Source organism: Streptococcus sp. 4155, assembly GCF_013276695.1.
Classification (GTDB): Bacteria; Bacillota; Bacilli; order Lactobacillales; family Streptococcaceae; genus Streptococcus; species Streptococcus pseudopneumoniae.
Window position 1 is genome coordinate 1 of sequence record NZ_VMLM01000015.1, and the last position, 25,734, is coordinate 25,734.

Consider the following 25,734-nt stretch of genomic DNA (forward strand, 5'->3'; position numbering starts at 1 on the left):
AAGTCACTACCCCTAAAACTAAATCAAGTATTAGGGTAATTGACTTGGATAATAAGACGGTGCTCATGCTGCGGCTTTACAAAAATAGACAAGCGCAAGTTGGTAGAGAAATAGGCTTAACTTATGAAAAAGTATTTTCTAATTGCTTCGACGAATATAGAGACGCTAGGACGCTTAGGCATAGACTTGAGAAACATTTAAAACTTTCTGACTGCCCTCGTTTAACATTCCACGCCTTCCGCCATACTCACGCTAGTATCTTGCTCAATGCCGGACTGCCTTACAAAGAAATACAAACAAGGCTAGGGCATTCTCAAATATCAATAACCATGGATACATATAGCCACTTGTCCAAAGACAACAAGAAAAACGCTACTTCATTTTATGAAAAAGCCATTGAAAAATTAAAAAGTTCTTAAAAAGTCCACAAAAAGTTTAAAAATCCATTAGCTCAATTGTGAAAAGTAGCTATATCAAAGGCTTTGCACGTCATACTTGAAATAAAGCACATTTCTCATAAAAATAGGCAAAAATTAACTTATTGGCTAACATTTAGAAGGTTTTCCCATCATAAAAGGGCATACTATCAAGTTTTTAGACACCTGACAATATGCCTTTTTCTAACTTTAAAGACTTTTCCCAATTTTTATTATTCTACTCGCTAAATCTTAAAAAATAGCCATCTGGATCCAAAACTGCAAATTTATGAGGATAGATATAGGGATCACTGACACGAAACTTTCTTTTGGTCAAGAGACGATAAATAGGATAGTTTGCCTCCATCACTTTTTGATAGAGTTTTGGAACATCCTTTATACCAAAGGATAGATTGACACCTTTTCCAAAAGGGTAGGTAAGGTTAGCCAGTTCCTCGGGGGTTCCTTCCTCTAGCATTAGCTGGCAGTCTTCAAGCGAGAGGAAGAGAAATTTCTCCTCTGGACGATCGTATTTGACAGAGAATCCTAGCAGGTCGCAGTAGAAGTGGAGTGATTTTTCGATGTCAGATACTACAAATTCAGGAATGACAGCTTGATAGTCCATTCGCTTTCTCCTTAGAGTTCAATCTCCATGACAATGGGTGTGTGGTCTTGGCGCGCACCGGAGTCAATCATATCAGACTTGGTCACCTTGTCAGCCACGCGGTTGCTTGTCAGCCAGTAGTCGATTCTCCAGCCTGTATTGTTGATTTTAGAAGTCTTGCTGCGCTGTGCCCACCAAGTGTAGCGTTCTGGAACATCGCCGTGAATGTGGCGGAAGGTATCCGTAAATCCAGTTGCTAAAAGGTTGGTAAATCCAGCACGCTCCTCGTCGGTAAATCCTGGTGAACGGCGGTTGCTAGCAGGATTTGCAAGGTCAATCTCATTGTGGGCTACGTTATAGTCACCGGTCGCAAGGACTGGTTTTTCTTTGTCTAGTCCAGCTAAGTACTCAGCGTATTTGACATCCCAGACTTGGCGTTCTTCCAAGCGTTTGAGGCCATCGCCAGCGTTTGGAGTGTAAACTTGCGTTACGAAAAAATCATCAAATTCTAGCGTGATGATACGGCCTTCCAAGTCCATGGTAGAAGGGGAACCGATTTCTGGGAAGCTGATAGTTGGTGTGAGTTCTTTCTTGTAGAGGAACATGGTACCAGCATAGCCTTTACGGGCAGGTTCTTGAGAAGAGCGCCACGTGTTTTCGTAGCCTGGGAAGAGTTCTTCTAAAATTTCCAAGTGTTTCTTTGTAGGCCCTTTGGCAGAAAGCTTGGTTTCTTGGATAGCGATGATATCAGCATTTTCAGCGACCAAGGTTTGTAGGACTTCTTGGGACAATTTGGCACGAGCTGAGTCACTAGTTAGGGCAGCATTGAGGGAATCAATATTCCATGAGATGAGTTTCATAAAGTTACCTTTTTCATTCAGATTATAGATTTTATTATACCAAAAAAAGGTCTATTTCCCCAACGTATGGTTTGAAAATTACTCTTTAGACTTTATCCTGAGAAAATAAAAATTCCCTAAACTATTTAGAAAAAAATCTAAATAGCTCTTGTGTTTAGAATAGAAAGGTGTATAATGTTATTTAGAAAAATATCTAAATAGAAAGTGAAGTTACATATATGTCAAATAAGAGAACAATCCTTCTTTTTGTGGTCTTGGCTTATGCCCTTGCTTGGATAATATGGTTGGCACTATGGATAGGTGGTGTTGGTCTAAATTCTCCATGGAGTCAACTTGCTAGTATTGTAGCCATGTGGATGCCTGCGCTTGCAGTCTTTCTCTTAGGGAAAATCACGAATCAACCTAGTGGAATCAAATCTAAATTAGCCGTGAATCTCAAGAGGAACTGGCGCTTTTACTTACTAGCTATCTGGTTACCAGCAGTTATCAGTTTTTTAGGAGCGGGACTTTATTTTCTTGTATTTCCTAGCAATTTCAGCCTTGGTTTTGAATCTATTCAAGCTATTTTACAAGAAAAAGGTGTCTCTCAATCAGCTATTCCCTTATCTTTCTTGGCTTTGATTCAAATCCTAGCTAGTTTGACTTACGCTCCTTTTCTTAATAGTTTCTTTGCATTAGGGGAGGAAATTGGTTGGCGTGGCTATCTTTACCCAGTGCTAAGAGGACGCTTTTCAAGAGTCCAGACTCATGTCTTGCTTGGTCTCATTTGGAGTCTTTGGCATCTACCAATCAATTTGCAAGGCTATAATTATGGACTATCTTATTTTTCTTATCCCGTTTTAGGAGTTGTCGCCATGTTTCTATTTTGTTTTAGTCTAGGAATATTGTTAAGCTGGTTGTTGGAAAAGACAGGCTCTATCTGGGCTTCAGTCCTATTTCATGGGGCAATCAATGCAACTGCAGGTATTGGGTTACTCTTTCAATTACCAGGAGAAAAAGTTTCAAGCCTCTTGATTTTAGACCCATCACCGACAGGAATGCTATCAGTTCTACCTTGCTTAGTCCTAGCCCTACTAATATTACAAAGGGAAAGGAGTCATTATGAGTTTTGCAAATAGCTTTAAAGCCTTATCTCATCCAGTTAGGAGAGAGATTTTGAATTTACTCAAAACAGGTAGATTACCTGCAGGAGAAATTGCCAATCAATTCGAGTTGACTAGTGCAACTATTTCACACCATCTCACGATTTTGAAAGCAGCGGATTTGATTCATGAAATGAAAGAAAAAAACTTTATTTATTATGAGTTAAATACATCGGTTTTAGAGGATATAATGGTTTGGTTAGCATATCTGAAAGGAGATCATTTTGATGAAGATAAAAATCAATAAGAAATTGGTATTATTTACGAGCATTCTCATCCTACTACCTTCCCTTGTAGGTTGTGTTTTCTGGAATCAATTACCAGAGGAGATACCCACTCATTTTAATCTACTGGGTCAAGCAGATGGCTACAATCATAAAATGTCTGCTATCTTTGGATTACCGACTCTCATGCTTTTGATGCATTGGTTGCTTCTATTTTTAATGATTAAGGATCCTAAATCTAGCAATATCAGTTCAAAAATACAAGTTTTGATTTACTGGATTATTCCTTTTGTATCTTGTCTATTAATGATTTCTATCTTCGGAGAATCTTTGGGTTATTCCATGATGAGCGGGATTCTAGCTCAGATTTTTATGGGAGTCGTGATGATCGTAATTGGAAATTATCTACCAAAAACACACCGAAATTATATAATCGGTATTCGACTTCCGTGGACCTTGGAGAGTGATAAAAACTGGAGAAAAACACATCGATTAGCTGGAAAAATTTGGGTATTAGGAGGATTGTTATTGTTTCTAAACTCCTTTGTGCAACTATATGTTTACTGGGTATTCTTCTTGACACTTTTCTTTGTAGTGATAATTCCTAGTGTCTATTCTTATCAATTATCAAAATTAGAATCTTGAAACAGGTATTTGAGTCATTAGTTAGAGAAGTTGGTCTGATAAGTCTATTTCCCCAACGTATGGTTTGAAAAATCATCCTCTTTTGTTTATAATTAAGAATGATTTTATGAAAGGGAGTGAAAATACATGAAATTCTACTCTTATGACTATGTACTCAGCCAAATCGGTCAGCAAAATGGTATCATGGTTGGCTTTGGGATTGTGCTCCTAGCTATCACAGGATTTTTTGCCTTCAAGGCGTATCGTGATAAAAAAGGTGACTAGATTTTGTGAATTGGTCATGATTTTTGTCTTGACTTTGATGGCCATGCTTTTGGTGACAATCTCAAAATATCAGACCAATTAAGCCTCTAACAACCAATTTCAAACTTCATTTCATAGAGGTTGTTTCTAAAGACTTGGGAGTGGATAAATCAGAAGTTTACGTCAATACTTCTGCAGTTACTGATGGAGAACTTGTCAAGGTCGGTTCAGATTTCTACCACGCCATGAACGAGAGCGAATTAGATAAGTATCTTTTAAAGAAATTAGAATTGCATCAAACAGACGTTATTGAATTGGTGAAGGTAAACAAGTGACACTCAACTGTATGGAAATTGTAATCGAACTGGCCTTGGGGCTCTTCTCACTTGTTTTGTTATCAATGTGACAGGAAAGGGGAACTTAGCACCTAACTCTGCGACAGATTAAATTCAGAATTATGTTCTCTGTGCTATCATTGGTGGGGTGATTTACAATAGTTCTATCAGCATTTTGCAGTACGAGGTGATTTTACTGATGTGGACTATTTTGGTTTTGACCCTCAAGTGGCTTCATAATATTCGTTTTGTGAAATGTTTGATTGATGGTAAGCCAACTCTCCTCATCAAACATGAGAAGATTGACCTAGAAGCCTGTCGTTCGGTTGATTTGTTTGGGGTGGATGTAACCCTCAAACTTCGTAGCCAAGGGATTTTCCAGATGAAGCAAGTTAAACGAGCTGTGCAAGAGCAAAATGGCCAACTCATCGTGGTCCAAATGGGAGATGAAAATCCTAAGTATCCAGTTGTGACTGACGGTGTGATCCAAGTCGATGTCTTGGAATCGATTGGCCGTAGCGAAGAGTGGCTGCTTGATAATCTCAGCAAACAAGGGCATGACAATGTAGCCAATATCTTTATCGCTGAGTATGATAAGGGTGCTGTTACAGTTGTAACCTATGAATAAGAAAAACCTGGGGTCGGAGTCTCAGGTTTCCATTTGGAACTAGAAAGGAATTTTATGTCCATTATTCAAAAACTCTGGTGGTTTTTTAAGCTAGAAAAACGCCGTTATCTAGTCGGAATTGTGGCCTTGGTCTTGGTTTCTGTCCTTAACCTCATTCCCCCAATGGTCATGGGGCGGATCATTGATGCTATCACATCGGGGCAATTAATTCAGAATGAACTACTTATTTACCTATTTTACTTGCTTCTTGCGGCCTTTGGTATGTACTATCTGCGCTATGTTTGGCGTATGTATATTCTTGGGACATCCTACCGTCTGGGGCAGATTATGAGGTCTCGCTTGTTTGAGCATTTTACAAAGATGTCTCCAGCCTTTTATCAAACCTATCGGACGGGGGACTTGATGGCACACGCAACCAATGATATCAATTCTTTGACGAGTCTTGCAGGTGGTGGTGTTATATCTGCGGTGGATGCCTCTATTACAGCTTTAGTGACTTTGCTGACCATGCTCTTTAGCATTTCCTGGCAGATGACTCTAGTTGCAATTTTACCCCTTCCTTTTATGGCATATGCGACCAGTCGTTTGGGAAGAAAGACTCATAAGGTCTTTGGAGAGTCACAGGATGCCTTTTCTGAACTCAATAACAAGGTTCAGGAGTCTGTATCAGGTATCAAAGTGACCAAGTCTTTTGGTTATCAGGCAGATGAGCTGGAGTCCTTTCAGGCAGTCAATGAATTAACCTTCCAAAAGAATCTCCAAACCATGAAATACGATAGACTCTTTGACCCAATGGTTTTCTTGTTTGTTGGATTATCCTATGTTTTAACACTCTTAGTCGGCTCTTTGATGGTTCGGGAGGGGCAGATTACAGTTGGAAATTTGGTCACTTTTATTAGTTATTTGGATATGATGGTCTGGCCTCTCATGGCTATTGGTTTCCTCTTTAATATCACTCAGCGAGGAAAGGTTTCTTACCAGCGGATTGAGAATCTTTTGTCTCAGGAATCATCTGTAAAAGACTCCGAGTTTCCTCTGGATGGTATTGAAAACGGGCGCTTGGAGTATGCTATTGATAACTTTGCTTTTGAAAACGAGGAAACGCTAATGGATATTCACTTTAGTTTGGAAAACGGGCAAACTCTGGGCTTGGTTGGGCAGACAGGCTCTGGGAAAACATCCTTGATTAAACTCCTCTTGCGTGAGTACGATGTGGATAAGGGAGCTATTTATCTAAATGGTCACGATATTCGCGATTATCGTTTGACAGAGCTTCGTAGTCTTATGGGCTACGTCCCTCAGGACCAGTTCCTCTTTGCGACTTCGATTTTAGACAATATTCGCTTTGGCAATCCTAACTTGCCCATTTCAGCGGTCGAGGAAGCGACCAAGCTAGCCCAAGTTTACCAAGACATTGTAGCCATGCCTCAGGGATTTGATACGTTGATTGGTGAAAAGGGAGTCAGTCTTTCTGGTGGGCAAAAGCAGCGGCTGGCTATGAGTCGGGCTATGATTTTAGACCCTGATATCTTGATTTTGGATGATTCTTTGTCGGCCGTGGATGCCAAGACAGAGTATGCGATTATCGACAACCTTAAGGAGACGCGAAAGGACAAGACAACCATTATTACGGCTCATCGCCTCAGTGCAGTTGTCCATGCAGATTTGATTTTAGTCCTGCAAAATGGTCAAATCATCGAACGAGGCAGGCACGAAGACTTGCTAGCTTTGGATGGCTGGTATGCCCAAACCTACCAGTCTCAGCAGCTGGAAATGAAGGGAGAAGAAGATGCAGAATAAACAAGAACAATGGGCTGTATTGAAGCGCTTGATATCTTATCTCAAGCCTTATGGTCTTCTGACCTTTTTGGCACTCAGCTTTCTCCTAGCGACTACGGTCATTAAAAGTGTCATTCCCCTTGTGGCTTCCCACTTTATCGACCAGTATCTCAGCAATCTCAATCAACTCGCTGTGACAGTGTTGCTGGCCTACTATGGTCTCTATATCCTGCAAACTCTGGTTCAGTATGTCGGAAATCTTCTCTTTGTACGGGTGTCTTACAGTATTGTGAGGGATATTCGTCGCGATGCCTTTGCCAATATGGAGAAGCTAGGCATGTCTTATTTTGACAAGACGCCAGCAGGCTCTATCGTCTCTCGTTTGACTAATGATACCGAGACAATCAGTGATATGTTTTCGGGGATTTTATCCAGTTTTATCTCAGCAATTTTTATCTTTTTGACAACCCTTTATACCATGTTGGTGTTGGATTTTCGTTTGACAGCATTAGTCCTGCTCTTTCTCCCTTTGATTTTCCTTTTGGTCAATCTCTATCGTAAAAAATCAGTCAAGATTATCGAGAAAACCAGAAGTCTCTTGTCAGATATCAATAGTAAGCTGGCAGAAAATATCGAAGGAATTAGGATTATCCAGGTCTTTAATCAAGAAAAGCGCCAGCAGGCAGAATTTGATGAGATTAACCAAGAACACTTGGTCTATGCCAACCGCTCTGTAGCCTTTGATGCCCTCTTGTTGCGCCCTGCTATGAGTTTGTTGAAACTCCTAGGTTATACTGTCTTAATGGCCTATTTTGGCTACCGTGGTCTTTCTATCGGGATAACGGTCGGGACTATGTATGCTTTTATCCAGTACATCAATCGTCTCTTTGATCCTCTGATTGAAGTAACGCAAAACTTTTCAACCCTGCAAACGTCTATGGTGTCTGCAGGCCGTGTCTTTGCCTTGATTGACGAGGCAACCTATGAGCCTCTTCAAGAAAATAGTCAGGTTGAGGTTGAAGAAGGCAATATTCGTTTTGAACATGTGTGTTTCTCATATGATGGCAAACATCCTATTCTGGATGATATTTCTTTTTCGGTCAACAAGGGTGAAACCATTGCCTTTGTAGGTCATACAGGTTCGGGGAAATCTTCGATTATAAATGTTCTCATGCGCTTTTATGAATTCCAGTCAGGGAGAGTTCTCTTGGATGATGTGGATATCAGGGATTTCAGTCAAGAAGAGCTGAGAAAAAACATCGGTTTGGTCTTGCAGGAACCCTTTCTCTATCATGGAACTATTAAGTCCAATATCGCCATGTACCAAGAAATCAGTGATGATCAGGTTCAGGCTGCGGCAGCCTTTGTGGATGCAGATTCCTTTATTCAAGAACTTCCTAAGGGGTACGACTCCCCTGTGTCTGAGCGTGGATCGAGTTTTTCAACTGGTCAGCGACAGCTTCTTGCCTTTGCCAGAACAGTTGCCAGCCAGCCTAAAATCCTGATTTTGGATGAAGCGACCGCCAATATTGACTCTGAAACAGAAAGCTTGGTTCAAGATTCTCTGGCGAAGATGAGACAGGGCCGAACAACTATTGCTATCGCTCACCGCCTTTCTACTATTCAAGACGCCAACTGCATCTATGTTTTGGACAAGGGGCGCATTATCGAGAGTGGAACTCATGAAGAACTCTTGGCCTTGGGAGGAACCTATCACAAGATGTATAGCTTGCAGGCAGGGGCCATGTCCTAACACTCTTTGATTTTCATTGAGTAAAAGAAGGAAATCCTTCAAATTACAGATTTCTTTCACCGCCTTTTCCATTTTGTGGTATAATGAAAAATGTTGACAAATAGTATAATAAAAACAAAGGAGAACAGCATGCTGAAATGGGAAGACTTGCCTGTGGAAATGAAATCAAGCGAGGTTGAGTCTTACTACCAGCTTGTCTCTAAAAGGAAGGGTTCGCTGATTTTCAAGCGTTGCTTGGACTGGGTTTTGACCTTGGTCTTACTGGTTCTGACCTCTCCCATCTTTCTCATCTTGAGCATTTGGATCAAGTTGGATAGCAAGGGGCCAGTGATTTACAAGCAAGAGCGCGTGACCCAGTACAATCGACCTTTCAAGATTTGGAAGTTCCGTACCATGGTGACAGATGCGGATAAAAAAGGGAGTCTGGTGACTTCTGCTAACGATAGCCGTATTACCAAGGTTGGCAATTTTATCCGTCGTGTCCGTTTGGATGAACTGCCTCAACTGGTCAATGTTCTTAAAGGCGAAATGTCCTTTGTCGGTACACGACCTGAAGTGCCACGCTACACAGAGCAGTATAGCCCTGAAATGATGGCAACCTTGCTCTTACCAGCAGGGATTACCTCTCCAGCCAGCATCAACTACAAGGATGAGGACACCATCATCAGTCAAATGACGGAGAAAGGTCTGTCAGTTGACCAGGCCTATGTGGAGCATGTTCTTCCTGAAAAGATGCGCTATAACCTTGCCTATCTCCGAGAGTTTAGTTTCCTTGGAGACATCAAAATCATGTTTCAAACCGTGTTTGAAGTGCTAAAATAAAGTAGTCATGAGAGAATGAGTACAGATAAAAGGAGCAAATCAATGCCAAATTACAATATTCCATTTTCACCACCCGATATCACCGAAGCTGAAATTGCTGAAGTAGCGGATACTCTTCGTTCTGGTTGGATTACAACAGGTCCTAAGACAAAAGAACTAGAGCGTCGCTTGTCTCAATACACACAGACGCCTAAGACTGTCTGCCTCAACTCTGCGACTGCCGCTCTTGAGTTGATTTTGCGTGTTTTGGAAGTGGGGCCTGGTGATGAAGTCATCGTTCCAGCCATGACTTACACAGCTTCATGTAGTGTCATCACGCACGTGGGAGCAACCCCTGTCATGGTGGATATCCAAGCAGATACGTTTGAGATGGACTATGATCTGCTGGAGCAAGCCATCACTGAGAAAACTAAGGTGATTATCCCAGTAGAACTTGCAGGGATTGTTTGCGACTATGACCGTTTGTTCCAAGTTGTGGAGAAAAAATGTGATCTCTTTACTGCGTCAAGCAAGTGGCAAAAAGCCTTTAACCGTATTGTCATTGTCTCTGATAGTGCCCACGCTTTGGGATCTACTTATAAAGGACAACCTTCTGGTTCTATCGCGGACTTTACTTCCTTCTCATTCCACGCCGTTAAGAACTTTACAACTTCGGAGGGTGGAAGTGCGACTTGGAAGGCCAATCCAGCGATTGATGACGAAGAGATGTACAAGGAATTCCAGATTCTTTCCCTTCATGGTCAAACTAAGGATGCCCTTGCCAAGATGCAACTGGGGTCATGGGAATACGATATCGTTACACCAGCCTACAAGTGCAATATGACAGATATCATGGCTTCGCTTGGTTTGGTACAATTAGACCGTTACCCAAGTTTGCTTGGCCGTCGTAAGGATATCGTGGATCGCTATGATCGTGGTTTTGCAGGTTCTCGCATCCATCCATTGGCACACAAGACTGATACTGTCGAATCTTCACGCCACCTCTACATCACCCATGTAGAAGGAGCAAGCTTAGAAGAACGCAACCTCATCATCCAAGAATTAGCTAAAGCAGGAATTGCAAGTAACGTCCACTACAAACCACTTCCGCTCTTGACAGCCTATAAGAATCTTGGCTTTGATATGGCGAACTATCCTAAGGCCTATGCCTTCTTTGAGAATGAAATTACCCTCCCTCTTCATACTAAATTAAGCGATGAAGAAGTAGACTATATCATTGAGACTTTCAAAATAGTTTCTGAAAAAGTACTAACTTTATCAAAAAAATGACAAACTACAGACAAGCGAAAGTGATCCTGTCCTTAAAAAGTCTAATTGAGTGTAAAAACTGTTGTTTTCAATTGATAATAGTTTACACCTGTAGTTGAGGCTCCTTTCTCCTCAGAGAGAGAATTTTTATAGGATTTTCCTTTCTTGTGGGAGTCCCGTGGTTTGAAATAAGATGTGAGCAATTTGGTGTAGCATTTAGAATCCTTACTAGACATCATTTAGAAAATCTAGTGTCTTGTTCTAGTTTTCAATTCACCCTATTTTTTGAAAGACGTGAGTTTCCATGAGTGAGATTGTGGAAACTCGCGTCTTTTTTTGTTTTCAGAATATTGTTCAAAGTTTTGTGCCTGTCTTTCATGTTCTAGTCATTCTTTTGCATGATAGAATTTATAGCGTTTTGATATTATAATAATACAAATATCCCATATGTTTAGTGAAGCTTGCTATACATCATTAGATCTCCTGCGAGACAATCTATAAAACACTTGTCTACGATTACCTATATGCCCTATTCCAGTATTTTAGAAGCACTGCATCTATTTTTATCGAGGTTAAATCTAGCTTTTATAGAAGGTCTATTTAAGAAATATATTGTAGTGTTTTAGTTTCAATCCGCCATATGAGCGATATTCAGGTAAATATCCCTGGCGAATGCTTGTATGACAAGGTATTTGTTCTTTCATTTATAATTTACAACATATCAATAAATTTAAATATAGTAAATGGGATATTTTATATTCAAGCTAAGAAAGATAGCATCACTTTTGAATGGAAGGCTAAAGAGCAAACTAGGAATTGGCCATAGATAGCTCAAAACCCTGCTTTGAGGTTGTAGATATAGTAAAATGAAATAAGAATAGGACAAATTGATCGGGACAGTTAAATCGATTTCTAACAATGTTTTAGAAGTAGAGGTGTACTATTATAGTTTCAGTCTACTATAGAACTGACCAAGTCAGTAACCTAGACTTAGGGCAAGGCGGCACTGACCTAGTTTGAAGAGATTTCCGAAGAGTATAAATTTTAATATTTTCTTGTGTTATTCCTTGACAATTCAATTTGGAAAATATATGATAAAGATAATGACAGCGGTGTCACTCTATCTATTTTAAGAAAAGTAATAATCAATTGTTAAAAAATAGTAAAAAAATTGGAGGTTCTGATGAAATATTTTGTTCCTAATGAGGTATTCAGTATTCGTAAATTAAAGGTGGGGACTTGCTCGGTACTATTGGCAATTTCAATTTTGGGAAGCCAAGGTATTTTAGCGGATGAAGTTGTTACTAGTTCTTCACCGATGGCTACAAAAGAGTCTTCTAATGCAATTACTAATGATTTAGATAATTCACCAACTGTTAATCAGAATCGTTCTGCTGAAATGATTGCCTCTAATTCAACCACTAATGGTTTAGATAATTCGTTAAGTGTTAATAGTATCAGCTCTAATGGTACTATTCGTTCCAATTCACAATTAGACAACAGAACAGTTGAATCTACAGTAACATCTACTAATGAAAATAAGAGTTATAAGGAAGATGTTATAAGTGACAGAATTATCAAAAAAGAATTTGAAGATACTGCTTTAAGTGTAAAAGATTATGGTGCAGTAGGTGATGGGATTCATGATGATCGACAAGCAATTCAAGATGCAATAGATGCTGCAGCTAAAGGACTAGGTGGAGGAAATGTATATTTTCCTGAAGGAACTTATTTAGTAAAAGAAATTGTTTTTTTAAAAAGTCATACACACTTAGAATTGAATGAGAAAGCTACAATTCTAAATGGTATAAATATTAAGAATCATCCTTCCATTGTTTTTATGACAGGTTTATTTACGGATGATGGTGCGCAAGTAGAATGGAGCCCAACAGAAGATATTAGTTATTCTGGTGGTACTATTGATATGAACGGTGCTTTGAATGAAGAAGGAACTAAAGCAAAAAATCTACCACTTATAAATTCTTCAGGTGCATTTGCTATTGGGAATTCAAATAACGTAACTATAAAAAATGTAACATTCAAGGATAGTTATCAAGGGCATGCTATTCAAATTGCAGGTTCGAAAAATGTATTAGTTGATAATTCTCGTTTTCTTGGGCAAGCCTTACCCAAAACGATGAAGGATGGGCAAATCATAAGTAAGGAGAGCATTCAGATTGAACCATTAACTAGAAAAGGTTTTCCTTATGCCTTGAATGATGATGGGAAAAAATCTGAAAATGTGACTATTCAAAATTCCTATTTTGGCAAAAGTGATAAATCTGGGGAATTAGTAACAGCAATTGGCACACACTATCAAACATTGTCGACACAGAACCCCTCTAATATTAAAATTTTAAATAATCATTTTGATAACATGATGTATGCAGGTGTACGTTTTACAGGATTCACTGATGTATTAATCAAAGGAAATCGCTTTGATAAGAAAGTTAAAGGAGAGAGTGTACATTATCGAGAAAGCGGAGCAGCTTTAGTAAATGCTTATAGCTATAAAAACACTAAAGACCTATTAGATTTAAATAAACAGGTGGTTATCGCCGAAAATATATTTAATATTGCCGATCCTAAAACAAAAGCGATACGAGTTGCAAAAGATAGTGCAGAATATTTAGGAAAAGTATCAGATATTACTGTAACAAAAAATGTAATTAATAATAATTCTAAGGAAACAGAACAACCAAATATTGAATTATTACGAGTTAGTGATAATTTAGTAGTCTCAGAGAATAGTATATTCGGTGGTAAAGAAGGAATTGTTATTGAGGATTCAAAGGGTAAAATAACCGTTTTAAATAACCAATTTTATAATTTATCCGGTAAGTATATATCATTCATCAAATCTAATGGAAATGGGAAAGAAACTGTTATACGTGATAGCGATGGTAATTTCAATATTGTAACGGAGAATGGGCTTTACAAAATTGTAACAAATAACTTAAGTGATAAAAACGAAAAAGAAAAAAACAAAGAGGAAAAATTTAAAACAAGTTCATATGTGCATGAAAAACAATCTAATTCAAATAATGTAATTGATAGTAACCAGAAGAACGGAGAGTTTAACTCAAGTAAAGATAATAGACAAATGAATGACAAGATCGACAATAAACAAGATAATAAGACAGAAGAAGTAAACTATAAAATAGTTGGAGATGGCAGAGAAACTGAAAATCATATTAATAAATCTAAAGAAATAGTAGATGCAAAACAAAAATTACCAAAGACTGGTTCGAACAAGATTATGGAACTATTCTTAACAGTGACAGGAATTGGTTTACTTTTGACACTAAAAGGGTTGAAGTATTATGGTAAAGATAAATAAAATTTGTTCGATACAAGGAAGTTCCGTAGAAAATGAGGATGCTGTAGGTTCACAAAATCAGTATTTTTGGATTGTTGATGGAGCTACAGATTTATATAATTCTAAAGAGGAGATAGGTTATTCAGTCTCAGAAGTTGTACATATTTTATCAGAAAGTTTGTCGGTTAATTGTAAAGAATCAAAAACTCTTAAACAAATATTTGAAACTGCTTTACTCGAGGTTAAAGATGAAATCGGTTTAAACTCATATGAATTAACAGAGTATAATAAAATGAAATAATAATAGGACAAATCAATCAGGACAGTCAAATCGATTTCTAACAATGTTTTAGAAGTAGAGGTGTACTATTCTAATTTCAATATACTATATTATCGCTTACCAATATTTGCTTTTATATTTGCTAAACTTTCAGAAAAAAAGTTGGAGTATATGATGCTAGGTGACTGCGTCATGTTAGTAAACGAAATGGAAATAACTGATCATAGAGTAGATAACTTATTTGAAAAAGGGAAAAATGAGATAAAAGATTCAATTGGTACAAATAGTGTTTTAAATAAAAAAATTATTTTACAAAAAATCAGAAAATTATCTAATCAACCGAGTGGGTACTGGATAGGTTCGTTGGATGAGAGATTTTTAGACCATGCTATTATTAATCAAATAGATGTTACTAGTGAACAAATTGTTTTAATGAGCGATGGCTTTTATGAATTCTATCAAAATAATCAAAATAAAACTTTTGAAGAGTTAATTAAGATGAGATTTAATTCTTCTGCTATTGATCCAATCTATGGAAAGAAGGATGATGCAAGTATTCTAGTTATTGATGTTTGATATATTGTTTAAAATATTAATTGTTACTATTGAACTTTGTTAAGAAGAGGTACCTAAATGTTAAGGTTATATTTAGAAAATGAAATTATAGAATTATCAAATAATTTAGAGACCATTTGGGTATCTGTGCTTGATAAATATGAGAAGTTATTTGAATATTTATCAAATGAAGAACGAGTAGAATTGATTAAAGAAGATTTAATCATAAATGAGTCAGTTCTAAATATTGATAAAAAAGGATTTGAGTTAATTTGTTTACAACATCCTGTTTCATATGACTTAAGAAGAATTATTAGTGTAATAAAAATATCAACTGACATTGAACGTATTGGGGATAGAATTGTTGAAATTTTAAAAAATCTACAGATTATTCAAAATAATGAAAATTTGAAGAAAATTATTTCAGAAATAAAAATACTTCATGAAGTTATCGGACAGCATATGAATAGGGCTATATCTTGTTATAGAGAGGAACAATCTGGATGTTTAGATATGGTTGTTATACAAAAACAGAATGAGATAGAAGAGCTTAGTATAAATATTGAAAAGAAAATAATGAATTACATATTTGAAGATGATGGGAATGTTTCTGAAGTAATTGGTGCTTTAGATATTATTCATCACCTTGATAAAATTGCTCATACTACGCAAGCAATTTATAAATGGATAATGTATAGAAAATATGGGAACATAAATTAGAAAGAAAAATATATGAAAACAATTATTGATAATTTTGTTGATAGAGTAATTGAATACGGAATGTATAATGAAATTGACAAAATATATGTGAAAAATAGAGTATTAGCGTTAATAGGTGAGGAGGGAACTGATTGCATTTCCGATGAAAATGACCTGAAACAAATAAAAGATTACTTAGTGGAAATCGCCTTAAAAAACGGTAAAATTAAAGATTTAATCGAGGAAAAGGAATGTTTAGGAGCAGAGTTAATGAATTTCATAGTTCCTTTACCTAGTCGATTAAATGATATTTTTTGGAGTTCATATGATATATCACCTCAAGAAGCAGTTGAAGAGTTTTATAAGTTAAGTAAAGATAGTGATTATATTAAAACTTCTGCTATTGCTAAGAATATTGAGTTTAGAGCATCAACTAAATATGGAGAGCTAGAGATTACGATAAATTTGTCAAAACCCGAAAAAGATCCAAAAACAATTGCTGCTGAAAAATTAGTAAAAGCAACTAATTATCCCAAATGTTTACTATGTATGGAAAATGAAGGATATCAGGGGCGAATAAATTATCCAGCACGTTCGAATCATAGAATTATTCGGTTGAAACTTGGTGACGAAGTATGGGGATTCCAGTATTCTCCCTACTCATACTTTAATGAGCATGCGATATTTTTGAATAGTCAACATGTACCAATGGCTATTACCTCTAAAACATTTGAACAATTATTGGAGATTGTTGATATTTTGCCAGGATATTTTGCTGGTTCAAATTCTGATCTTCCTATCTCAGGAGGCTCCATTCTTAGTCATAACCACTATCAGGGAGGGAAATATATTTTCCCAATGGAAAAAGCAAAATTTGAGAGTGAATTTCGTTTTAAAGACTTTGAGGATATTAATGCTGGTATTGTAAAATGGCCAATGTCAGTAATTAGGTTACAAAGTGAAAATAAAAATCGCTTGTTAGATTTAGCTACTAAAATTCTAAATAAGTGGAGAGAATATTCAGATTTAGAAGTAGACATCATTGCTATGACTGAAGATGTCCCACACCATACGGTGACTCCTATTGCTCGTAAAGTGGACGGGAGATATGAATTAGATATTGTTCTAAGAGATAATCATACTACTGAACAATACCCAGATGGTGTTTTCCATCCTCATCAAGATGTACAACATATTAAAAAGGAAAATATCGGGTTAATCGAAGTGATGGGACTTGCGATATTACCACCTCGTTTGAAACCAGAGTTAGAAGAAGTTGGAAAATATCTTTTAGGAGAGGATAACGCAATTGCGGATTGTCATTTAGAATGGGCCGACCAATTGAAAGAAAAATATCCTCGCATTAATAAAGAAGAGGTTAATAGCGTAGTTCAACACGAAGTAGGACAAGTGTTTGCGAGAGTTCTGGAAGATGCAGGAGTTTATAAGAATACACCGTCTGGGCATGAAGCGTTTATGAGATTTGTTAAGTCGGTTGGAATTAATTAGGAGGAAACCCAAATGGCAATATTGGTAACAGGCGGAGCTGGTTATATTGGTAGCCATACCGTAGTAGAATTACTAAATTTAGGAAAGGAAGTTATCATTGTCGACAACCTTTCGAATTCTAGCATCTTGGTGCTAGACCGTATTGAAGCAATTACAGGAATACGTCCTGTGTTTTACGAATTAGATGTTTGTGATAAACAAGCATTGAGAAAGGTATTTGAACAAGAATCGATTGATGCTGCAATTCATTTTGCAGGTTATAAAGCTGTCGGAGAATCCGTGCAAAAGCCTGTGATGTACTACAAAAATAATATTATGAGTACATTGGCACTTGTTGAAGTGATGTCAGAATTTAATGTTAAAAAGATTGTCTTTTCTTCAAGTGCGACTGTATATGGAATTAACAATCAGTCACCTCTAATTGAGACGATGCAAACAAGTGCTACAAATCCTTATGGGTATACGAAAGTAATGCTTGAGCAAATTTTAAAAGATGTTCATGTGGCAGATTCAGAATGGAGTATTGCGTTGCTTCGTTATTTCAATCCAATTGGTGCTCATGAGTCTGGTTTGATTGGGGAAGATCCCTCAGGAATTCCTAACAACTTGATGCCTTATATTGCACAAGTAGCGGTAGGTAAGTTGTCAGAGCTAAGTGTGTTCGGAAATGATTATGATACGCTTGATGGTACTGGTGTGCGTGATTATATCCATGTAGTAGATTTAGCAATAGGACATATAAAAGCTTTAGAAAAAGTATCTGAAAAAACAGATGTTTATATCTATAACCTAGGCTCGGGAGAAGGCACTAGTGTATTACAACTTGTAAATACATTTGAAAGTGTTAATAAGATCCCTATTCCTTATAAAATAGCTCCAAGACGTTCAGGAGACGTTGCGACTTGTTATGCAAATGCAGACAAAGCATATAAGGAATTAAATTGGAGGACAACAAAATCGATTGAAGACATGTGTAGAGATACATGGAATTGGCAATCAAAAAATCCCAATGGCTATAATTGATGATACTGTCTATATGAGTGCTGTATTTTGGAAAAATTACTTAACCTTTTAATGAAATGTATATTTAATGAAAGATAAATTAAAAAAAATGTTTGAAAGCGCTTGACAAAGGAAACGATTTCATTGTATAATGTAAACATGATGACACCGATGTCAAATATAAAAAAAGAAGGTCTTTATATGAAAAACTTAACAAAAATTAAGTTCAAAGAGAATGGGGAATTTAATCATTTCCCTGGGAATACAGTTGTAGCAAATCTTTATACTAAACAAGATTTGATGGAAGTTGTTGATATTATTCAATTACGTTATAGAGAATTACCATTTATCGATAAGTTTACTTTAACTCCAAGGAATTCTATTCACATGACTGTAATTGAATTGTTGTGCCATGAAAATCGTGAAACGGAGTTTTGGAGCAGTAATCTTCCTCTAGATACACCTTTACAGGAAATACATGATTACTTTGCTAAACAACTTGAAATTTTTCCATTGTTGGATGAAGAAATTCATATGCGTATAACTGAAATGGGAAAACAAAACATACTAGTTGAACCTGCAGATGAAGCTTCTGCAAAGAGATTAGAAGAAATTCGTACTTATGTCTCAGAAAAAGCAGGTGTTCGTTTCCCTAATCATGATAGATATCAATTCCATATTTCAATTGGGTATCTTAGGATTCCTCTAACCGAAGAGGAGGAAGAAGAGTTTACTAAAGTCAGAGCAGAATTAACTGAAATCTTATTAGAGAAGATTCCAACTATTACTGTAAACCGTATTGATTATACTGTATTTGAAGATATGAGACAATTTGTTCCATATCACGAAAAATTTAAATAAAATAATAAAAAAGGAGAACTTATCATGAAAAAAATGAAAGTTTGGTCTACTGTACTTGCAACGGGAGTTGCTCTTACTACACTTGCTGCTTGCTCTGGAGGTTCAAATTCTACGACTGCTTCTTCATCTGAAGAAAAAGCTGATAAAAGTCAAGAATTAGTAATCTATTCGAACTCAGTTTCAAATGGTCGTGGTGATTGGTTAACTGCTAAAGCAAAAGAAGCTGGTTTTAATATAAAAATGGTTGATATTCCTGGCGCTCAATTAGCAGACCGTGTTATTGCCGAGAAGAATAATGCAGTTGCAGATATGGTATTTGGAATTGGTGCTGTTGATTCAAATAAAATTAGAGATCAAAAATTACTAGTCCAGTACAAGCCTAAATGGTTAGATAAAATTGATCAATCTTTATCAGATAAAGATAATTATTATAATCCTGTGATTGTTCAACCATTAGTTTTAATTGGGGCGCCTGATGTAAAAGAAATGCCTAAAGATTGGACTGAATTAGGTAGTAAGTATAAAGGTAAATATTCAATTTCTGGTCTTCAAGGTGGTACAGGACGGGCAATTCTAGCAAGTATCTTAGTTCGATACCTTGATGATAAAGGTGAATTAGGTGTTTCCGAAAAAGGTTGGGAAGCAGCAAAAGAATATTTGAAAAATGCATACACTCTTCAAAAGGGAGAAAGTTCAATTGTTAAGATGTTAGACAAAGAAGATCCAATACAATATGGAATGATGTGGGGTTCTGGTGCATTAGTTGGACAAAAAGAACAAAATGTTGTTTTCAAAGTTATGACTCCTGAGATTGGTGTACCATTTGTAACTGAACAAACTATGGTTTTAAGCATTAGTAAAAAACAAGCGTTAGCTAAAGAATTTATTGATTGGTTTGGTCAATCAGAAATTCAAGTAGAATATAGTAAGAACTTTGGATCTATCCCTGCCAATAAAGATGCCCTAACAGAGTTACCTGAAGATACGAAAAAATTTGTTGATCAAGTGAAACCACAAAATATTGACTGGGAAGCTGTTGGAAAGCATTTGGATGAATGGGTAGAAAAAGCTGAATTAGAATACGTACAATAAGAAATAAGAGTTAATTTTTATGTCCAAGTCTCTCTATTATTTCTAAATTTATGGAAGAAATAAAGAGAGGCTTTTGGTTTAGTAATAGAGGGAGTTAGTGAGATGATTAAATTTGATAATATTCAAATTAAATATGGTGATTTTGTTGCAATTGATAATCTGAATTTAGATATACATGAAGGGGAATTCTTTACTTTTCTTGGACCTTCAGGATGTGGTAAATCAACTACTTTGAGAGCATTGGTAGGTTTTTTAGATCCATCATCAGGAAGTATTGAAGTTAATGGAACAGATGTCACTCATTTGGAACCTGAAAAGCGTGGAATTGGAATTGTATTTCAATCTTATGCGCTATTTCCAACTATGACTGTTTTTGATAATATTGCATTTGGTTTAAAAGTTAAGAAGGTAGCTCCAGATGTTATTAAAGCAAAAGTATCAGCAGTAGCAGCAAAAATTAAGATCTCTGATCAACAGTTACAGCGTAATGTATCAGAATTATCTGGGGGTCAACAACAAAGGGTAGCATTGGCTCGTGCTCTGGTTCTTGAACCTAAAATTCTTTGTCTAGATGAACCATTGTCAAACCTTGACGCAAAATTACGTGTAGATTTGAGAAAAGAGTTGAAAAGACTTCAAAAAGAGTTAGGTATTACTACTTTATATGTTACTCATGATCAAGAGGAAGCCTTGACTTTATCTGATAGAATTGCAGTCTTTAACAATGGATACATCGAACAGGTCGGTACACCAGTAGAGATTTATCATAATTCTCAAACTGAATTTGTATGTGATTTTATTGGAGATATTAATGTTTTGACCGATGAAACAGTCCACGAAGTATTATTGAAAAATACAAGCGTTTTCTTAGAGGATAAAAAAGGATACATTCGATTAGAGAAAGTTCGATTCAATCGTGAAACTGAACAAGATTTTATTCTAAAAGGGACAATTATTGATGTTGAGTTTTCTGGAGTTACAATTCACTATACAATAAAAGTTTCTGAAAGTCAGATTCTTAATGTAACAAGTATTGATAGTCAGGCTGCTATTAGATCTGTCGGAGAAAGTGTGGAATTATTTATCACTCCATCAGACGTTCTGCAATTTTAAGGAGGTGCAGTATGCGTCATAAATTAAATTTAAAAGATTGGCTTATTCGTTTAGGGTTAATCTGGTTCTTAGTAACATTTATTATTTATCCAAACTTTGATCTAGTAGTGAATGTATTTGTAAAAGGAGGAGAATTTTCCCTTGATGCTGTACATCGTGTTCTAAAATCTCAAAGGGCACTTCAGAGTATTATGAACAGTTTTAAGTTGGCATTTTCACTCATTATTACAGTTAATATCGTAGGTATTCTTTGTGTTCTATTTACAGAATACTTTGATATTAAAGGTGCTAAAATTTTAAAATTAGGTTATATGACCTCTTTAATTTATGGAGGAGTGGTTTTAGCGACTGGATATAAATTTGTCTATGGTCCTTATGGATTGATTACAAAATTTTTACAAAATATTATCCCTTCTTTAGATCCTAACTGGTTTATTGGGTATGGTGCAGTCTTATTCATTATGACATTTTCAGGAACGGCTAATCATACATTGTTTTTAACAAATACAATTCGAAGCGTTGACTATCACACTATTGAGGCTGCTCGAAATATGGGAGCAAAACCATTTACTGTTTTCCGAAAAGTAGTGTTACCAACCTTAATTCCAACTCTATTTGCACTTACTATTATGGTTTTTCTTAGTGGTTTATCTGCAGTAGCAGCACCCATGATTGTTGGTGGTAAAGAATTTCAAACTATAAATCCAATGATTATTACATTTGCAGGGATGGGGAATTCTCGTGATTTAGCTGCCCTACTTGCAATTATTTTAGGTATTGCAACTACAATTTTGCTTACTATCATGAATAAGATAGAAAAAGGTGGAAATTATATTTCTATCTCTAAGACTAAAGCGCCTCTTAAAAAACAAAAAATTGCGTCTAAGCCTTGGAATATCATTGCTCACATTGTAGCATATGGATTGTTCACAGTTTTCATGCTTCCACTAATTTTTATAGTATTATACTCATTTACAGATCCAGTTGCAATTCAAACAGGTAACTTAACATTATCAAACTTTACTTTAGAAAATTATCGCTTATTCTTTAGTAATAGTGCGGCATTCTCTCCATTCTTGGTCAGCTTTATTTATTCTATTATTGCTGCGACAACAGCAACAATTCTCGCAGTTGTATTTGCTCGTGTTGTCAGAAAACATAAATCTCGTTTTGATTTCTTATTTGAATATGGTGCTCTACTTCCTTGGTTACTACCAAGTACACTTTTAGCAGTAAGTTTATTATTTACTTTTAATCAGCCACAATTTCTTGTCTTGAATCAGATTTTGGTAGGTAGTTTGGTAATTCTACTTATTGCATATATAGTTGTAAAAATCCCATTTTCTTATAGAATGGTACGTGCTATTTTATTTAGTGTTGATGATGAGATGGAAGATGCAGCAAGAAGTATGGGTGCTTCACCTTTTTATACTATGATGAAGGTTATCATTCCATTTATTTTACCGGTTGTTCTCTCTGTTATTGCTTTAAACTTTAACTCTTTATTAACTGACTTCGACTTATCTGTATTTCTTTACCATCCATTAGCTCAACCACTGGGTATAACTATTCGTTCAGCAGGTGATGAAACAGCAACTTCAAATGCTCAAGCACTTGTATTCGTTTATACTATTGTATTAATGATAATTTCTGGTTCTGTTTTATACTTTACTCAGAGACCAGTTAGTAGAAAAAGGAAATAATAATGCAAGCAACAAGCTTAGGACTATCATACATCGAAATTGTATTAAGAATTGTACTTTCATTAGTTATTGGTGGTGTAATTGGTTTAGAGAGAGGAAGTAAATCTCAACCAGCAGGTATTCGTACACATAGTATTGTTTGTCTGGCTGCATGTTTAATTATGATGACTAATGAGTATGTATCTTATAAATTTGGTACAGGAGATCCTACACGCTTAGGTGCGCAGGTTATATCAGGTGTTGGTTTTCTTGGGGCTGGAACAATACTTATTACAGATAAAAAGAAAATAACTGGTTTAACAACTGCAGCCGGAATATGGGCTTCAGCTGGAATCGGTCTAGCTATTGGTGTTGGTTTTTATGAAGGAGCCATACTAGGAGCAATGTCTGTTTGGAGTGTTATAACTATGTTCCAACCTTTAAAAAAATATCTTCAAAGTCGTTCAAAGATAATCGAATTGTATATCGTTGTTAGATCTACAGAGGCATATAATCGGGTACTAGTATACTGTGCTGAGAATGGCATTAGAATGACTGATTCTAGAACTGCATTTGGAGATGTTAATTCAGAAAGAATTGAATATTTTGATGTTCCAGACAAAAAAATCGCGTCATTTATTACTCTGGAATTATCAGGTAGATTTGAGCACCTTAAACTAATGGAAGAAATTGCTAATATTGTAGGTGTTATTTATGTCGAAGAAATTAGTTGAAATTTAGTAAACAAAGGGACAGATGTTTTTGTCCTTTTGTTTTTTAGATGTTTTAATCATCTAATTTTTGAGTAGATTTTTGCTCAGAGGTTTTTATGAAAGATTATAAAATCAATTTTGATTTAGGTAAAATAGAATATTTTGATAATAATTGTTTGATACAAGTATACAAATTTATTTCTTTTTATGATATTTGTGAAATGGTGTTTGCCTTTCATTTACCTCCTGATGAGTTGATAACAAATGTTATCTTTAAAGAAAAAATTAACTCTATGTTAAAATGTTACATTGACAGGCTATTATATGTTTTTATAAATCCTACACATTTTACTGAAAAAGTTAATCTACAATTTTATGGTAGTTTTTTCTCATATGAATTTATTTGTCGTGAAGTTGGAAACATTCTTAAAAATAAAGGTGTGAAATGCAATTTAAACTTTTTTGAAGGGGAAGAATATTTGTAAAATTAATTTTGTGAATTTGTGGATCTTAAATAATTTACTAAATTCTCTTGTTAAAAAAAATTAAATATTGTATAGTAATATTAGAATGTTCGTAATGGAGGACTGAAATGAAAAATATAAATGGGAAAAAGGTAACTATTTATGACATTGCACGTTTATCAGGTTTTTCTCCAAAAACAGTTTCACGAGTTATTAATGGTGGAGTAAATGTTAAAGAAGAAACTTATCAAGCGATTCAAAAAGTTATAGAGGAATTGTCCTATATTCCAAATGCGTATGCAAAAAATTTAACTAAAAAAGAAGCTATAAATATATTGATTTCTGTAAAAAAAATCGACTCTTTTCCTTTAATTTGGTTTCAAACTTTATTAGATAAAGTTTTACAAACTTGTAAAGAGTATGGTGTTAATGCTATAGTTGAGTACTTTGGAGAGGAGGATACAATTAGTAATTCAATTATATCAAGCACAGGTAGCCTAGTAGATGGTGTTATTGTTTTTTATGAAAGTGTAGATGATATCAGAATTCAGTATTTAAAGAAGAACCATATGCCTTTTCTTGTTTTCGGTGAATCTCAAACGTCTGGAGTAGTCTATGTATCTAATAATAATTTTCAAGCTACTTATGATATGATGAAAGCTGTAACTGAAGAAAAATTTAAAAATATGTGGTTGCTTATGGGAGGAGAATCTCATGTTAATAAGGATCGTGAAAGAGGTGTGCGTTCTTTTCTGAATGATAAAAATTACTTTATGGATTTAAAAGTCATTTATGGCTTATCTACAATTGATTCAGTTTATTCTTATGCAATGCAGCACTTGACTACCCAAAATGATCCGGACATTATTTTTGTTTCAGGAGATGAAAAGGTTCAGGGCTTGATTCGTGCGTGCTATGAGAAAGGAATTCTTATTCCAGATGATATTTCTATCATTGGATTTGATAATATTCCTATTTCTCAGTATTATACTCCAGCTTTGTCTACAATTGCTCCCAATTATGTTAAATTGGCTAAAGAAATGATAGAAGGTGTTTTAGCAATTATTAAAGGGGAAAGTGTCACATCTGTTGAAGTTTCTCCTAAATTTGTTAGGAGACAGAGTTTCTAGTATTGTTTAATTCTTGAAAATCCTAGTGGAAAAGATGGAGTGTTCTAAAATAAGTTCTGTTTAGCCTCCATTCAGTTTCTATTGAGTTGGATCCAATTTCTAACAAGTGGGACATGTTCATGTTCGATCTAAGGAAGACATGGTCACATTCGAATGATATTTTTAAAAAAATCGTAAAAAAGTCTTGACAAAGAAAAAACAAAGTATTAAAATAAGTTCAACAAATCAGAAAAGTAACTATTTTTGATCTTCAGGGAGCCTGTGGTGGTTGTGAATAGGTGGTTGGAAGTAGTGAAAGTGGGCTGATTTTGAAAATGAATTTGAAACAATGAAAATTCGGTGCGCACACCTTACAGTGCAGCTTGTTGTTAGACAAGGCAGAGATGTAAAGGAGATAGTTCCTTTATAATTGAGGTGGCACCGCGTTACCAACGCCCTCACATGGAAGTAGATTCCGTGTGTGGGCTTTTTTCTATCCGTCATTTTGTTTATCTTTTATTAGGGCCTTAAGTCGCTTTGATGAACTTGAGTTCTATCTACAGCTCCTTGCCTACTACTAAAAGCAAACAAAAAGGCCGGACTAATACGAAAAAAGCTAGTAATACTCAATGAAAAT

Annotated in this window: 23 protein-coding genes, 2 pseudogenes and 1 other annotated feature; of the genes and pseudogenes, 23 read left to right on the forward strand and 2 right to left on the reverse strand. The window is 35.8% G+C overall.

Annotated features, from left to right (window positions below):
• A partial coding sequence (locus tag HT715_RS01880) for a site-specific integrase (RefSeq protein WP_172922805.1) occupies positions 1–419 on the forward strand: 419 nt, incomplete at its 5' end.
• Between the two features lie 235 nt (positions 420–654).
• On the opposite strand, the gene HT715_RS01885 is transcribed toward HT715_RS01880, so the two are convergent.
• Positions 655–1,041, reverse strand: coding sequence for a VOC family protein (locus HT715_RS01885; RefSeq protein ID WP_119919878.1), 387 nt, complete (start codon positions 1,039–1,041; stop codon positions 655–657).
• Between the two features lie 11 nt (positions 1,042–1,052).
• Positions 1,053–1,880: an exodeoxyribonuclease III gene (locus tag HT715_RS01890; RefSeq protein WP_000767452.1), complete on the reverse strand. Its 828-nt coding sequence runs from the start codon at positions 1,878–1,880 to the stop codon at positions 1,053–1,055.
• Between the two features lie 218 nt (positions 1,881–2,098).
• On the opposite strand from HT715_RS01890, the gene HT715_RS01895 reads away from it, so the two are divergent.
• The 22 genes and pseudogenes from HT715_RS01895 (at position 2,099) to HT715_RS02000 (ending at position 25,118) form a co-directional block, all read left to right on the forward strand.
• The gene (locus HT715_RS01895) at positions 2,099–2,998 is read left to right on the forward strand and encodes a type II CAAX endopeptidase family protein (protein ID WP_119919879.1); all 900 of its coding nucleotides are present in this window, start codon (positions 2,099–2,101) and stop codon (positions 2,996–2,998) included.
• Positions 2,982–3,269, forward strand: a complete 288-nt coding sequence (locus tag HT715_RS01900) for an autorepressor SdpR family transcription factor (RefSeq protein ID WP_119919880.1) — start codon at positions 2,982–2,984, stop codon at positions 3,267–3,269. The genes HT715_RS01895 and HT715_RS01900 overlap by 17 nt, the downstream gene beginning before the upstream one ends.
• Positions 3,250–3,891: an SdpI family protein gene (locus HT715_RS01905; RefSeq protein WP_119919881.1), complete on the forward strand. Its 642-nt coding sequence runs from the start codon at positions 3,250–3,252 to the stop codon at positions 3,889–3,891. Before HT715_RS01900 ends, HT715_RS01905 begins: the two co-directional genes overlap by 20 nt.
• A 126-nt stretch (positions 3,892–4,017) precedes the next feature.
• Positions 4,018–4,469, forward strand: a pseudogene (locus HT715_RS01910) (DUF3290 family protein).
• Positions 4,466–5,097 (forward strand): annotated as a pseudogene (locus tag HT715_RS01915) (DUF421 domain-containing protein). Before HT715_RS01910 ends, HT715_RS01915 begins: the two co-directional pseudogenes overlap by 4 nt.
• 54 nt (positions 5,098–5,151) lie before the next feature.
• Entirely contained in the window at positions 5,152–6,897 is a 1,746-nt protein-coding gene (locus HT715_RS01920) for an ABC transporter transmembrane domain-containing protein (protein ID WP_138707121.1), read from the forward strand.
• Entirely contained in the window at positions 6,887–8,629 is a 1,743-nt protein-coding gene (locus HT715_RS01925; RefSeq protein ID WP_119919884.1) for an ABC transporter ATP-binding protein, read from the forward strand. The genes HT715_RS01920 and HT715_RS01925 overlap by 11 nt, the downstream gene beginning before the upstream one ends.
• 129 nt (positions 8,630–8,758) lie before the next feature.
• Positions 8,759–9,451, forward strand: a complete 693-nt coding sequence (locus tag HT715_RS01930) for a sugar transferase (RefSeq protein WP_119919885.1) — start codon at positions 8,759–8,761, stop codon at positions 9,449–9,451.
• A 42-nt stretch (positions 9,452–9,493) separates the two neighbouring features.
• Positions 9,494–10,720, forward strand: a complete 1,227-nt coding sequence (locus HT715_RS01935) for a DegT/DnrJ/EryC1/StrS aminotransferase family protein (RefSeq protein WP_119919886.1) — start codon at positions 9,494–9,496, stop codon at positions 10,718–10,720.
• Between the two features lie 1,162 nt (positions 10,721–11,882).
• On the forward strand, positions 11,883–14,039 hold the full coding sequence (gene pfbA, locus HT715_RS01940) for a multi-ligand-binding adhesin PfbA (RefSeq protein ID WP_166727384.1): 2,157 nt from the start codon (positions 11,883–11,885) through the stop codon (positions 14,037–14,039).
• Positions 14,023–14,319, forward strand: a complete 297-nt coding sequence (locus tag HT715_RS01945) for a hypothetical protein (RefSeq protein WP_172922806.1) — start codon at positions 14,023–14,025, stop codon at positions 14,317–14,319. The genes pfbA and HT715_RS01945 overlap by 17 nt, the downstream gene beginning before the upstream one ends.
• A 171-nt stretch (positions 14,320–14,490) precedes the next feature.
• Positions 14,491–14,874 carry a hypothetical protein gene (locus HT715_RS11800; RefSeq protein ID WP_001812628.1) on the forward strand — a complete coding sequence of 128 codons (384 nt, stop codon included), beginning with the start codon at positions 14,491–14,493 and terminating at the stop codon, positions 14,872–14,874.
• Between the two features lie 57 nt (positions 14,875–14,931).
• Positions 14,932–15,573, forward strand: a complete 642-nt coding sequence (locus tag HT715_RS01955) for a phosphate uptake regulator PhoU (RefSeq protein WP_000945329.1) — start codon at positions 14,932–14,934, stop codon at positions 15,571–15,573.
• 12 nt (positions 15,574–15,585) lie between these two features.
• A complete protein-coding gene (gene galT, locus HT715_RS01960; protein WP_172922807.1) occupies positions 15,586–17,061 on the forward strand; it encodes a UDP-glucose--hexose-1-phosphate uridylyltransferase in 1,476 nt (491 codons plus the stop codon).
• A 12-nt stretch (positions 17,062–17,073) separates the two neighbouring features.
• Positions 17,074–18,084: a UDP-glucose 4-epimerase GalE gene (galE, locus tag HT715_RS01965; RefSeq protein ID WP_138707341.1), complete on the forward strand. Its 1,011-nt coding sequence runs from the start codon at positions 17,074–17,076 to the stop codon at positions 18,082–18,084.
• 180 nt (positions 18,085–18,264) lie between these two features.
• Positions 18,265–18,924 (forward strand): DUF1868 domain-containing protein, encoded by a 660-nt coding sequence (locus HT715_RS01970; RefSeq protein WP_138707342.1) that lies wholly within the window; start codon positions 18,265–18,267, stop codon positions 18,922–18,924.
• Between the two features lie 24 nt (positions 18,925–18,948).
• Positions 18,949–20,016, forward strand: a complete 1,068-nt coding sequence (locus tag HT715_RS01975) for an extracellular solute-binding protein (protein ID WP_138707340.1) — start codon at positions 18,949–18,951, stop codon at positions 20,014–20,016.
• A gap of 102 nt (positions 20,017–20,118) precedes the next feature.
• The gene (locus HT715_RS01980; protein ID WP_000589142.1) at positions 20,119–21,129 is read left to right on the forward strand and encodes an ABC transporter ATP-binding protein; all 1,011 of its coding nucleotides are present in this window, start codon (positions 20,119–20,121) and stop codon (positions 21,127–21,129) included.
• 11 nt (positions 21,130–21,140) lie between these two features.
• A complete protein-coding gene (locus HT715_RS01985; RefSeq protein ID WP_138707339.1) occupies positions 21,141–22,832 on the forward strand; it encodes an iron ABC transporter permease in 1,692 nt (563 codons plus the stop codon).
• 2 nt (positions 22,833–22,834) lie between these two features.
• On the forward strand, positions 22,835–23,545 hold the full coding sequence (locus HT715_RS01990; RefSeq protein ID WP_001149044.1) for an MgtC/SapB family protein: 711 nt from the start codon (positions 22,835–22,837) through the stop codon (positions 23,543–23,545).
• A 95-nt stretch (positions 23,546–23,640) separates the two neighbouring features.
• Positions 23,641–24,009: a hypothetical protein gene (locus HT715_RS01995; RefSeq protein ID WP_000656286.1), complete on the forward strand. Its 369-nt coding sequence runs from the start codon at positions 23,641–23,643 to the stop codon at positions 24,007–24,009.
• A 107-nt stretch (positions 24,010–24,116) separates the two neighbouring features.
• Positions 24,117–25,118, forward strand: a complete 1,002-nt coding sequence (locus HT715_RS02000; RefSeq protein ID WP_000789951.1) for a LacI family DNA-binding transcriptional regulator — start codon at positions 24,117–24,119, stop codon at positions 25,116–25,118.
• 211 nt (positions 25,119–25,329) lie between these two features.
• Positions 25,330–25,560: a binding site (T-box leader), on the forward strand.
• The last annotated feature ends 174 nt before the right edge of the window (positions 25,561–25,734 follow it).